Raw genomic sequence first — 12034 nt, forward strand, 5'->3', positions numbered from 1 at the left:
GCGCTCCACCCTAGCTCCCAAACCAGGCCACCATCCGCCCCGATCCGATCTATTTCCCTGCATCAACTTTTCCCCTATTGTCGATGCTCCCTTCCCAAGCGATCGGCAGTTCCATGGAGAAAGTCATCGTCATCACCGGCGCCAGCCGCGGCATAGGCGCCGCCACCGCCTTGCTGGCCGCCCATCAGGGTTACCGCATCTGCATCAACTACCTCGCCGATGACCAGGCTGCCGAAAGCCTGCTGGCCCAGGTGCGCGCACTGGGCGCCGAGGCCATCAGCGTGCGCGCCGACGCCAGCGTCGAGGACGAGGTGATCCAACTGTTCCACCGCGTCGACCAGCAGCTTGGCCCGGTCACCGCGCTGGTCAACAACGCGGGCACCATCGGCCAGCAGAGTCGGGTCGAGGAAATGTCCGAGTTCCGCCTGCTCAAGGTGATGAAGACCAACGTGGTCGGCCCGATGCTGTGCGCCAAGCACGCCTTGCTGCGCATGGCCCGCCGGCATGGCGGCCAGGGCGGTGCGATCGTCAACGTGTCGTCGGTCGCCGCGCGCCTGGGTTCACCCAACGAGTATGTCGATTACGCCGCCTCGAAGGGGGCGCTGGACACCTTCACCCTGGGCCTTGCCAAGGAAGTCGCGGGCGAGGGCGTGCGGGTCAATGGTGTGCGCCCTGGCTACATACATACCGGTTTCCATGCCCTGTCCGGTGACCCGGATCGGGTGAGCAAGCTGGAAGCCGGCCTGCCCATGGGGCGTGGTGGCCAGCCGGAAGAAGTGGCCGAGGCGATTCTCTGGCTGTTGTCGGAGAAGGCATCCTATTCCACCGGCAGCTTCATCGACCTGGGTGGCGGGCGCTGAGGCTGCCCGTCAGGGCAGCTCATTCGCGAGCAGTTGGCGAACGCGTTCTGCCAGGGCTTGCAGATCGAAGGGTTTGGTCAGCACGCTGGTGCCTTTGAGCAATTGGCCATCGCTCAGCGCCGCGCTTTCATCGTAGCCGGTGATGAACAGCACCTTGAGGTCGGGATACTGCTGGCGGCAATGTTCGGCCAGCTGGCGGCCGTTCAGGCCATCGGGCAGGCCGATGTCGCTCAGCAGCAGGTCCGGGCGTTCGGCGTGTTGCAGGTGAGCCAGGGCGGTAGGGGCGTTATCGAAGGCTTCGACCTGGTAACCCAGTTCTTCCAGCACCTCGCCTATCACCAGGCGCAGGGCCGCCTGGTCTTCCACCAACAGGATGCGTTGGCCAGTGGCGCCCTGGCGGTTCAGCTGCAGGGGTTCGGATTTGCGGGCCGATGCTGAGGGTTGTTGCAGGTGGCGCGGCAGATACAGCTCGACCCGAGTACCCGTGCCAGCGCTCGACAGCAAGTGCAGTTGGCCGCCCGACTGGCGCACGAAACCATAGGTCATCGACAAGCCAAGGCCGGTGCCTTGGCCCATGGGCTTGGTCGAGTAGAACGGGTCCAGGGCACGGGCCGCCACCTCCGCGCTCATGCCGCGACCGTTGTCGACCACGCTCAGGCGCACGTAGTCGCCGCAGGGCAGCTCCAGCAACCGTGCCTGTTCGCCGTCGAGCACGATGTTCTCTGCGTGGATATCGATCGCCCCTGCGCCCTGCATGGCGTCACGGGCATTGATGCACAGGTTGAGCAGGGCGCTTTCCAGTTGCGGCGGGTCGATGAAGGTCGGCCACAGCGGCTCGTCGAAGTGGCTGCGCAGCGTGATGGCCGTGCCAATGGTGCGGCGCAGCAGGTCTTCCATGCCGCTCACTAGCACCGTGAGCTGGGTGGCGGTGGGCTGCAGGGTCTGCTGGCGCGAGAAGGCCATCAATCGGTGCACCAGCGAAGAGGCCCGCTGTGCCGAGCTGCTGGACAATTCCAGCAAGGGTGGCAGTTCATCGTAACGGGCTTGATCAAGGCGTTGCTGCATCAGCTCCTGGGCATTGAGGATGCTGCCCAGCAGGTTGTTGAAATCGTGGGCGATACCGCCGCTGAGCTGGCCCACGGCTTCCATTTTCTGTGCTTGGCGTAGCGCTTGTTCGGCCTGGGCCAGGCGCTGCTGTTCCTTGACCCGTTCACTGATCTCGTAGGCGAACAGGTAGGCGCCTTGCAAGGCGCCCTCCTGGTCACGCAGGGCATTGAAGCGCAGTTCATAGTGGCGCAGGTTGCTCGCTTCGCCGAAGGCGGCAATTTCGGTGAACTGCTCGCCAGCCAGTGCCCGGCGCCACATGGCCAGGGTCTGCTGGAGATCGGCACCCGCACCGGCCATCAGGGTCGGCAAGTGATCGCCCACCTCCGGCGTGCGGCCGTGCAGGGTGTGGAAATCCGCCTTGGCCTGGCGGTTGACGGCCAGCCAACGCATGTTGGCATCGACCACATGGACGTTGACCACGGCGTGCTCGACCAGTTCGGCAAACAGGCGCCGCTCGGCGAGGGCGGTGTTGACCCGCTGTTCGAGCTCTTCATTGAGCTGCTGCAGGGCCAGTTCTGCCTTGCGTCGTGCGGTCACGTCCTTGAACAGCACGGCTACCTGGCGCCGTTCCGGCGGCTCGATGCGGAAGGTGCTCACCGACAGTACATGGCCGGTGGCAACCAGTTCCTGTTCGAACTGAAGCGGCTCGCCAGTGCGCAATACCTCACCGTAGCGGGCCACCCAGTCATTCGCTTCATCGGGCACCATCTCGCGCAATTTCTGCCCGACTACATTGGGGATCCCGGCGTGCTTGGCATAGGCTGCGTTGGCCAGCACATGCACGTAGTCGCTCAGCGGGCCGTGCGGGCCGTCGAAGAACTCGATGATGCAGAAGCCTTCGTCCATGGTGTCGAACAGAAAGCGGTAGATGTTCTGGTCCTGCTCCTGGTAGCGGGTCAGGCGCGACTCCAGCAGGGCATTTTGCTGCTGGAGCGCTTGGATTTGCTGATGCAGGGTGTTTGGATCGGGCGATGGCATGCCGACTTCCGACAGAAATGACTGGCGTGACTTTAGCCTGTCCTTGCAGCGGGTGCATAGCGACTCAGGGAGCTACCCGCTGGCGTGACAACAGGCGTTCGACTTGTTGCTTGAGGTCATCAAGCGCGAAAGGTTTGTAGAGGATGTGGGTTCGGCTGCCTTGCCAGGCCTTGGCGGTGCCTTCGCCGTAGCCAGTGATGAAAAGCACCGCTACTTCGTCCACTGGTCTGCCTGGGTTTCGTCGACGATGGTGATCACTATAGACGCGCCGATGGCCGTCTGCTTTCAGAACGAACGAATGATCCGTCCGAGCGTTTCCATGGCGCCTTGCGCGGTGTCACTCCAGGGGCTGCCGTAGTTCAGGCGAATGCAGTTGCCGAAGCGTCGGGTGGGCGAGAAGATCGGCCCCGGGGCGATGCTGATGCCCTGTGCCAGCGCCATGTGAAACAGCTTCAGGGCATCCATCTGTTCGGGCAGTTCCAGCCACAGGAAATAGCCGCCAGCGGGTTGGCTGACCCGCGTCTGCGCCGGAAAGTGCCGGGCGATTGCCGCGAGCATGTTGGCCTGCTGGCCTTCCAGTGCATAACGCAGCTTGCGCAGGTGGCGGTCGTAGCCCCCGTGCTGCAGGTAGTCGGCGATGGCCGCCTGGGCCGGCATCGAGGCGCACAGCGACGTCATCAGCTTGAGCCGCTCGATCTTCTGTGCGAAGCGCCCTGCAGCCACCCAGCCGATACGGTAGCCCGGTGCCAGGCTCTTGGCGAACGAGCCGCAGTGCATCACCAGGCCCTGGGTGTCGAAGGCCTTGGCAGGCTTGGGCGCCTGTTGCGCGTAGTACAGTTCGGCGTAGACGTCGTCTTCGATCAGCGGTACCTGGTGGCGGCGCAGCAGTTCGACCAGTGCCTGCTTCTTTGCCTCGGGCATGCTGGCGCCAACCGGGTTCTGGAAATTGGTCATGCACCACACGGCCTTGACCGGGTGTTTGTCCAGGGTCTGGGCCAACACCGCCAGATCCATGCCTTCGCGCGGCTGCACCGGGATTTCCACGGCTTTCAGCTTGAGCCGCTCCAGTACCTGCAGGCAGGCATAGAACGCCGGTGCCTCGATGGCCACCAGGTCGCCCGGCTCGGTGACGGCCTGCAGGCACAGGTTCAAGGCTTCCAGCGCGCCGTTGGTGATCAGCAGCTCCTCCATGGGCAACATCAACCCGCCGACCATGTAGCGCAGGGCGATCTGCCGGCGCAGCTGCGGGTTGCCCGGCGACAGGTCGGTGACCACCATGCGCGGGTCCATGGCCCGGCTGGCACTGGCCAGCGAGCGCGACAGGCGCTGCAGCGGGAACAGTTCCGGGCTGGGGAAGGCTGAGCCGAACGGCACCGTGCCCGGGTCCTTGATCGACTCGAGGATGGAGAACACCAGGTCGCTGACGTCGACATGGGTCGACTCCCCCTGCGGCTCCAACGCCAGGGGTTCATTGAACGGGCGTGGCGCGTGGGCGTTGACGAAGTAACCCGAACGCGGCCGGGCGCGGATCAGCCCGCGGCGCTCGAGCAGGTAGTAGGCCTGGAACACCGTGGACGGGCTCACGCCGTGGGTCTGGCTGGCGTAACGCACCGACGGCACGCGCTGGCCGGGGCCGAGTACCCCGGAGCGGATCAGTTCGGCAATGTCGTCGGCGAAGCGTTCGTAACGTTTCATGAGGGCTCGGCAGGCAAGGTCAAGGGTTGAGTGTAAGGGATCAGCGGTTGAGCGGCGCCACGAAGCGGCTGCGCGCCACGCTGCGTACTGCCGGCTGGTCGCTGTCCTGGATCTCGAACGTCAGTTCTCGCGAGCTGCTGGAGGGGCGCCCGGCCCGCATGGCCACCGAAACCGGAAGCTCGCTCATCTCGCCGGCCGCAATGACCAGTTCGCTGCGCCCCTGCAGGGAGAAGCCTTCGGCATCCAGCAGACGCAGGTGATAACGCTGGGCGTGCTCGGTCTTGTTGATGATCTTCAGCAGGTAGATGTTCTCGATCTGGCCCTGGGCATTTTCGCGGAACAGGCCACGGTCCTTGATCACGTCCAGCGATACCATCGGCCGCATCTGCAAGGCCACCACCAGCGCCGCGATCATCACCAGCAGGGCTGTGGCGTAACCCAGCAGGCGCGGGCGCAGCCAGTGAGTGGTGCCGCCTTGCAGACTGTGCTCGGACTTGTAACCGATCAGGCCGCGGGGGTAGTTCATTTTCGTCATGACGTTGTCGCAGGCATCGATGCAGGCCGCGCAACCGATGCAGGCCATCTGCAGGCCGTCGCGGATGTCGATGCCGGTAGGGCAGACCTGCACGCACAGGGTGCAGTCGATGCAATCGCCCAGGCCCTGGGCGCGGGCATCGCTGCCTTTCTTGCGCGGGCCGCGTGCTTCGCCTCGGCGCGGGTCGTAGGCCACGGCCAGGGTGTCCTTGTCGAACATCACGCTCTGGAAGCGTGCGTAAGGGCACATGTGCAAGCACACCGCTTCGCGCAGCCAGCCAGCATTGAGGTAGGTAGCGGCGGTGAAGAACAGCACCCAGAACAGCGCAACGCCATCCAGTTGCAGTGTGTACAGTTCCTGGGCCAAGGGACGGATCGGGGTGAAGTAGCCGACGAAGGTCAGCCCGGTCAGCACGCCGATGGCAATCCACAGGCCGTGCTTGAGGGTTCGGCGGCCGAGTTTGCCGAGGGACCAGGGCGCGGCGGCGAGCTTGATGCGCTGGTTGCGATCGCCCTCGCTGATCTTCTCGCACCACATGAACAGCCAGGTCCAGACGCTTTGTGGGCAGCTATAGCCGCACCAGACCCTGCCTGCGTACACAGTGATGGCGAACAGGCCGAAGGCGGCAATGATCAGCAGGGCTGAAAGCAGAATGAAGTCCTGCGGCCAGAAGGTGGTGCCGAGGATGTGGAACTTGCTGTTGGCCAAGTCCCACAGTACCGCCTGTCGGCCGTCCCAGTCGAGCCAGGCGGTACCGAAGAACAGCACGAACAGCAGGCCGGCGAACCCGATGCGCAGGTTGCGGTACATCCCTGTGAAGCTGCGCGTATGGATGCCGCTGGCGGTACTGCGTTTGGCATCGATCTGGATGACTTCGATTTTTTCGTGCATGGCTAGGGTGCTCATCAGGCCTCGATCAGGCGTGAGCACTATGACCCCCTGTCTGTTTTCAGCACAGACTCAGGTGGCGCGATAAAAACCGTATCAGATGGCTATGGAAACCCGCCCGGGCCTCATATCACCGAGCCTGGAACGCTGGCCTTCAGGTGCCTGCGGCTATCCACCGCACCTGCGACGGTCAACGCATCGGCCTCGGCCTCTGTAATGGGCACGCGCTGGCCGGCCAGAAGTGCCACCGACATGTGCAACTGCTCGTCGGTAACGATCTCGATGTCCGGGCCTTCGCCTTCGATGCGCAGGTCTTCGCCGATGAGGGTGCAGCGGCGGGTGCTTTCTTCGATTTCGACGGGCATGGGGTGGTCCTCCGGTTGCAGTTACAGGTGTGACCGCCAGAGGTGGCAGGTTGCTGCATCGATGCGCTGGGCGGGGCACTTTGTTTGCCAAATCCAGGTCAACCTTCAGAGGCCCGTACACTCTCTGTGGGAGCCGGCTGCCGGCGATGAGGCCAGGGCAGGCAAAAATTTTCCTGGGCCCTATCGCCGGCAAGCCGGCTCCTACAGGCGACGCGCAGGCCCCCATGAGGACATTTTCGATGGACGTTGTCTGGCAAACCCTGCAAGCAGAATTCGCCGATATCACCGACGCAACCGAAGTCACCCGCATCCTCCTGCGCCTGCTGATGGCGGCGGTGCTTGGTGCCGTGCTGGGCTTCGAGCGCGAGCACAAGGGCAAATCCGCCGGGGTGCGCACCCACATGCTGGTATCGATGGGCGCTGCGCTGTTCGTGCTGGCGCCGAGCATGGCCGGTGCCGATGAGCAAGCCTTGAGCCGGGTGATCCAGGGTATCGTCGCCGGTATCGGTTTTCTCGGTGCCGGTACCATTCTCAAGGGCAATGGCCAGAACACCAGCCATGTCAAAGGCCTGACCACGGCTGCCGGTTTGTGGATGACGGCGGCCATCGGCACGGCTGCAGGCATGGGGCGGGAAGCCACGGCGCTGATCAGCACGCTGCTGGCGCTGTTGGTACTGGCCACGATGCCGATAGTGGTGGATAAGGTCGAGGGGGAAGACCAGGGGAAACGGAAGGAGGAAGAGGAGGGGGGCGAGAAGCACTGAGGGGAGCCGAAGCTCCCCTCAAAGCGTTGTTGCCTGCTCTTTTTATTATTGAAGACCGGCCATTTGTTGTTTTTGTAAGCCTGCCTTGATGTCGCGGGCGACCCCCATGCGGGGTCAAGAGCAAACGTATTTTTTTGAGCGCTGACCTGCTTTCATCGAAGATCCGATCCTGACTGCCGCTACCTTGAGGTAGTTTTATTGTTCTGTGTCAGATCGCGGGGCGAACCCCTGAAAAGCGTGTCGACTTCAAAAAGATCTGCTTGCTACGCCTCTGCCGTGTTGTTCTTGTTATGTCAGAGCCGTTATCTGTTGTTTTTATTGGGTATCGCATTTTTGTTGTTGTTGTACCAAAGATATAGCAGATGCCGTGCCAACTTTTTAAAGTTCTTATAAATCAATGGTTTAGCAGAAATTGCGAAAACCGGGAGACCTGAAATTCTGTCGATTTGTTTCCCTGTTACCCGATTTTCTGCTGGCTCGGGTGGGGGCGGTAACACTCCCGCCCACACCTGTGTGACAGCCGTGTGAATCACTGTGCGCTGCGCGCCCGCGCCACGCGCGAGCCATTGGCCCGGCCCAGTACCTGGCTGATACGCTGCCCGGCGGCGATCAGCTTGTCGAGGTCGATCCCGGTTTCGATGCCGAGCCCCTGCAACAGGTACACCACATCCTCGCTGGCGATGTTGCCCGTGGCACCCTTGGCATAAGGGCAGCCCCCCAGGCCCGCCACCGAGCTGTCGAACACGCTGATGCCTTCGAGCAGGCCGGCGTACACATTGGCCAGCGCCTGGCCGTAGGTGTCATGGAAGTGTCCGGCCAATTGCGTGCGTGGCACCACGGCCGAGACCACTTCGAACAGGCGGCGGGTATCGCCCGCCGTGCCGGTGCCGATGGTGTCGCCCAGCGATACCTCGTAGCAGCCCATGTCATGCAAGGCCTTGGCGACAGGGGCGACCTGTTCTGCGCTCACCTTGCCCTCATACGGGCAGCCGAGCACACAGGACACGTAACCGCGCACCCGCACGCCGTGGCTGCGGGCGGCCTCCATGATCGGTTCGAAACGCGTGAGGCTTTCGCTGATCGAGCAATTGATGTTGCGCTGGGAGAACGCCTCGGAGGCCGCCGCGAACACCGCCACTTCCTTCACCCCGGCCGCCAGGGCATCCTCGAAACCGCGCAGGTTGGGGGCCAGTGCCGCGTAGGTAACGCCGGGGCGTTGCTCGATGGCGGCGAACACCTCGGCGGACCCGGCCATTTGCGGCACCCACTTGGGCGACACGAAACTGCCCACTTCGATGTAACCCAGCCCGGCCGCGCTGAGGTCGTCGACCAGGCGTACCTTGTCGGCGACGCTGATGGGTTGGGCTTCGTTCTGCAGGCCGTCGCGGGGGCCGACTTCGACCAGGCGGACTTTTTCGGGCAAGGACATGGCGGGATTCCTGTGGCGGGTCAACGGTTGTCGTTATTGTTCAAGGTGGCGGCCAGGGCCTGTTCGCAGCGCTCCTGGGCGGTGTCCAGTTCCAGTTGCATCTGGTGGATGTCGAGCATCTGCTGTTCCAGCTGGGCGCGGCGCTCGGCGATTTTCGCCAGCATGCTGTTGAGCTGCTTGAGGTTGCCGCTGGCGGGGTCGTACAGCTCGATCAGCTCACGGCATTCGGCCAGCGAAAAGCCGATGCGCTTGCCGCGCAGGATCAGCTTCAGGCTGACCTTGTCGCGCGCCGAATAGATACGCTCCAGGCCACGGCGCTCGGGGCTGAGCAGGCCCTGTTCCTCGTAGAAGCGGATGGCACGGGTGGTGATGTCCAATTCGCGGGACAGGTCGGAAATACTGTAGGTCTGGCTGCTCATGCTTGGGCTCGGCGTGGGGTATGCCGGTATCCTGAAGGCAGGTTGACGTTTACGTCAAGCAGAGCGGCGATAGGGCACTGCAGGCACCCGCCAATCAACCAGGCTGCACCGCGCGCCGGTACCCATTGGGCGTCTGCCCGCTCAAGCGCTTGAAGAAACGCGCGAAATAGGTGGGGTCGCTGAAGCCCAGGCTATCTGAAAGCTGTCCGATACTCATGCGGGTGTAGACCAGGTTGCGCCGCGCCTCGAGCAACAGGCGCTGGTGCAGCACCTGCAGTGCAGTCTGCCCGCACAACGCCCGGCACAGCTGGTTCAGGTGCAGGCTCGGGATGTTCAAGCGCGCGGCAAGGTCTTCCACCGACAGATGCTCACGATAATGCGCCTCGACCAGGCGCAGGTACTGCCCAAGCAGTTGCCGGTCGCGTTCATCGCGGTTGCGCGGCGCCAGGCCCAGTTGCTGGCGCCGGCTGATCCACACCATCAGCGCCGTCACCAATGCTTCGAGCAGGGCCGAGCGCCCCGGTGCGTTGCCCTGGTACTCCTGCTGCAAGGTATCGATCAGGCTGCGAAGGTGCGTGCGGTCCTTGCCCAGCGGGTAGCACGCCGCCTTGGCCAGCACCCCCAGCGGTGCACGCAGGCGTTGCTCGAGGTCAGCCACCAGCGCCGTGCCGAAGGTCAGCACATGCCCCTGGATGTCGGCGCTGAAGCGAAAGCCGTGCACCGTCAGCGGGGGCACCACCTGGATTGCTGCCTCGCCGATGGCGCTGTGCACGCCCTCGATCTCCACGTCCACCTGGCCGCGCTGCACATACAGCAACTGGAACAGTTCGGCATGCTGGTGCGGCTTGATCTCCCAGTGGTGCAGCCGGCTGCGCGCCGGAATCGACTCGCAGTGCAACAGGTCGGTGCCGGGCCACGCCTGGTTTTCGCCATAGAGCTGGAACAAGGGGACGCCGGGGAGGGAGGATTGCATAGGCTGCTGGCCTGTCCGTTAATCGAACGTTTTTAGTAAAAGTGCAGTTTTTACATGCAATTGCACAGCTATTTGGCAGCTGTTGCCCGTAAAAATGCAAGTGCATACCCAAATTGCACGAGACAACAACAATGAAGACTCAGGTAGCAATCATCGGCGCCGGTCCGTCCGGCCTGTTACTCGGTCAGCTGCTGTACAAGGCAGGCATCGACACGGTCATTCTCGAACGGCAGACCCCCGACTACGTGCTGGGCCGCATTCGCGCTGGTGTGCTGGAGCAGGGCACGGTCGACCTGCTGCGCGAGGCGGGCGTGGCCGAGCGCATGGACCGCGAAGGCCTGGTGCATGACGGCGTCGAGCTGCTGGTCGGTGGTCGGCGACAACGCCTGGACCTCAAGGGGCTGACCGGCGGCAAGACGGTGATGGTCTATGGCCAGACCGAAGTCACCCGCGACCTGATGGAGGCCCGCTCGGTCAGCGGCGCGCCCATCCTCTATTCGGCCAGCAATGTCCGGCTCCATGAACTCAAGGGCCAGCGGCCCTACGTGACCTTCGACCACGATGGCCAGCAGCAACGCCTGGACTGCGACTACATTGCCGGTTGCGACGGCTTCCACGGCGTTTCCCGGCAAAGCATCCCGGACGGTGTGCTCAAGCACTATGAGCGGGTCTATCCGTTCGGCTGGCTGGGCCTGTTGGCCGATACGCCGCCGGTCAGCCATGAACTGATCTACGCCCACCATGAACGTGGCTTCGTGCTGTGCAGCCAACGCTCGCTGACGCGCAGCCGCTACTACCTGCAAGTGCCGTTGCAAGAGCGTGTCGAGGACTGGTCCGACCAGCGCTTCTGGAACGAGCTCAAGGCCCGCTTGCCGGACGATGTGGCGGCGCGCCTGGTGACTGGCCCGGCCCTGGAAAAAAGCATCGCGCCGTTGCGCAGCCAAGTCGTCGAGCCGATGCAGTACGGCCACTTGTTCCTGGTCGGAGATGCCGCGCATATCGTGCCGCCGACCGGTGCCAAGGGCCTCAACCTGGCGGCCTCGGATGTGAATTACCTGTATCGGATTTTGCTCAATGTCTACCGCGAGGGGCGTACCGACTTGCTGCAGCAATACTCGCCGCTGGCCCTGCGCCGGGTATGGAAGGGCGAGCGCTTCAGCTGGTTCATGACCCAATTGCTGCATGATTTCGGCGAGCACCAGGATGCCTGGGACCAGAAGATGCAGGAGGCCGACCGGGAGTATTTCCTGTCATCCCACGCGGGGCTGGTGAACATTGCCGAGAACTATGTGGGGTTGCCGTTCGAAGCAGTAACCTGACGAAAAGCGCTCCCACAGGCACAGTGGCAAGGTTGCAATCTGTTATTGGGCCAATAGCACTTCCATCTCCCGATACCCGCGCTGGCGTGCATGCTCCAGCGCGGTCACCCCGTCCTTGTCGGCAATGTTCCGATCCGCACCCGCCGCCAGCAGGCGCCGGACGATCTCGACATGCCGCGGCCCGCCATCGCCGAGGATCACCGCTTCGAGCAACGCGGTCCAGTGCAGGCGGTTCAGGTGGTTGACGTCGACCCCGGCATCGATCAGCAGTTGCACGGTTTCCACATGCCCGCGTTCAGCGGCGGGGATCAGCGCCGTGCCGCCATAGCGGTTGGTGCTCTTGAGGTCGGCGCCATGGGCGAGGGTCAAGCGCAGGATATCGTTCAAACCCCGGGCACCGGCATACAGGTAGGGACTGTCGTCGATGTTGTCCTTGGCGTTCACATCGGCACCGGCTTCGATCAGCGCTTTCGCCGCTGCGACCTGATTGGCGTGGGTGGCGACCATCAGGGCGGTGCGTCCCTGGTCATCACGCTTGTCCACTTCGGCGCCCTGCTCGAGGAGGTGTTGCAGGGTGCTGGTGTCATTGTGTGCGGCGGCGTCGTGCATGGCGGGCGTCTCGGCGAGGGCAAGGCAGCTGAACAGCGATAGGACGAGGGTGGCAAGGGGCAAACGCATGGCAAAGGCTCCTGAATGTCTGCC

At 63.5% G+C, this 12034-nt stretch carries 12 protein-coding genes; 3 read left to right on the forward strand and 9 right to left on the reverse strand.

The window, feature by feature from the left end; translation table 11 throughout:
* The first annotated feature begins 113 nt into the window (after nt 1-113).
* Complete coding sequence (locus PPL01S_RS20120) at nt 114-860, forward strand: SDR family oxidoreductase (protein WP_016394888.1); 747 nt, start codon at nt 114-116, stop codon at nt 858-860.
* 9 nt (nt 861-869) lie between these two features.
* On the opposite strand, the gene PPL01S_RS20125 is transcribed toward PPL01S_RS20120, so the two are convergent.
* From PPL01S_RS20125 to PPL01S_RS20140, 5 genes are all read right to left on the reverse strand, one after another.
* Nucleotides 870-2945, reverse strand: a complete 2076-nt coding sequence (locus PPL01S_RS20125; RefSeq protein WP_028625961.1) for a hybrid sensor histidine kinase/response regulator — start codon at nt 2943-2945, stop codon at nt 870-872.
* 64 nt (nt 2946-3009) lie between these two features.
* A complete protein-coding gene (locus PPL01S_RS25235; protein ID WP_016394886.1) occupies nt 3010-3168 on the reverse strand; it encodes a hypothetical protein in 159 nt (52 codons plus the stop codon).
* A gap of 62 nt (nt 3169-3230) precedes the next feature.
* Nucleotides 3231-4640 carry a GntR family transcriptional regulator MpaR gene (gene mapR, locus PPL01S_RS20130; RefSeq protein WP_016394885.1) on the reverse strand — a complete coding sequence of 470 codons (1410 nt, stop codon included), beginning with the start codon at nt 4638-4640 and terminating at the stop codon, nt 3231-3233.
* 40 nt (nt 4641-4680) lie between these two features.
* On the reverse strand, nt 4681-6081 hold the full coding sequence (gene ccoG / locus PPL01S_RS20135) for a cytochrome c oxidase accessory protein CcoG (protein ID WP_373271161.1): 1401 nt from the start codon (nt 6079-6081) through the stop codon (nt 4681-4683).
* Between the two features lie 107 nt (nt 6082-6188).
* Nucleotides 6189-6428 carry a DUF3203 family protein gene (locus tag PPL01S_RS20140; protein WP_016394883.1) on the reverse strand — a complete coding sequence of 80 codons (240 nt, stop codon included), beginning with the start codon at nt 6426-6428 and terminating at the stop codon, nt 6189-6191.
* A 239-nt stretch (nt 6429-6667) separates the two neighbouring features.
* Here PPL01S_RS20140 and PPL01S_RS20145 point away from each other — a divergent pair, with 239 nt between their 5' ends.
* Entirely contained in the window at nt 6668-7192 is a 525-nt protein-coding gene (locus PPL01S_RS20145; protein WP_016394882.1) for an MgtC/SapB family protein, read from the forward strand.
* 529 nt (nt 7193-7721) lie between these two features.
* Here PPL01S_RS20145 and PPL01S_RS20150 read toward each other — a convergent pair.
* The 3 genes from PPL01S_RS20150 to PPL01S_RS20160 all read right to left on the reverse strand — a co-directional run bounded on the left by PPL01S_RS20150 (nt 7722) and on the right by PPL01S_RS20160 (nt 10013).
* A complete protein-coding gene (locus PPL01S_RS20150; RefSeq protein WP_016394881.1) occupies nt 7722-8621 on the reverse strand; it encodes a hydroxymethylglutaryl-CoA lyase in 900 nt (299 codons plus the stop codon).
* A 20-nt stretch (nt 8622-8641) separates the two neighbouring features.
* Nucleotides 8642-9040, reverse strand: a complete 399-nt coding sequence (locus PPL01S_RS20155) for a MerR family transcriptional regulator (protein WP_028625960.1) — start codon at nt 9038-9040, stop codon at nt 8642-8644.
* 94 nt (nt 9041-9134) lie between these two features.
* Nucleotides 9135-10013, reverse strand: coding sequence for a helix-turn-helix domain-containing protein (locus PPL01S_RS20160; RefSeq protein ID WP_016394879.1), 879 nt, complete (start codon nt 10011-10013; stop codon nt 9135-9137).
* Between the two features lie 131 nt (nt 10014-10144).
* Here PPL01S_RS20160 and pobA point away from each other — a divergent pair, with 131 nt between their 5' ends.
* A complete protein-coding gene (gene pobA, locus PPL01S_RS20165; protein ID WP_016394878.1) occupies nt 10145-11332 on the forward strand; it encodes a 4-hydroxybenzoate 3-monooxygenase in 1188 nt (395 codons plus the stop codon).
* A gap of 42 nt (nt 11333-11374) precedes the next feature.
* On the opposite strand, the gene PPL01S_RS20170 is transcribed toward pobA, so the two are convergent.
* A complete protein-coding gene (locus tag PPL01S_RS20170; RefSeq protein WP_016394877.1) occupies nt 11375-12010 on the reverse strand; it encodes an ankyrin repeat domain-containing protein in 636 nt (211 codons plus the stop codon).
* Between the last annotated feature and the right edge of the window lie 24 nt (nt 12011-12034).

Origin of the sequence: Pseudomonas plecoglossicida NBRC 103162 = DSM 15088, assembly GCF_000730665.1 — a bacterium.
In the GTDB taxonomy this organism is placed as follows: Bacteria; Pseudomonadota; Gammaproteobacteria; order Pseudomonadales; family Pseudomonadaceae; genus Aquipseudomonas; species Aquipseudomonas plecoglossicida.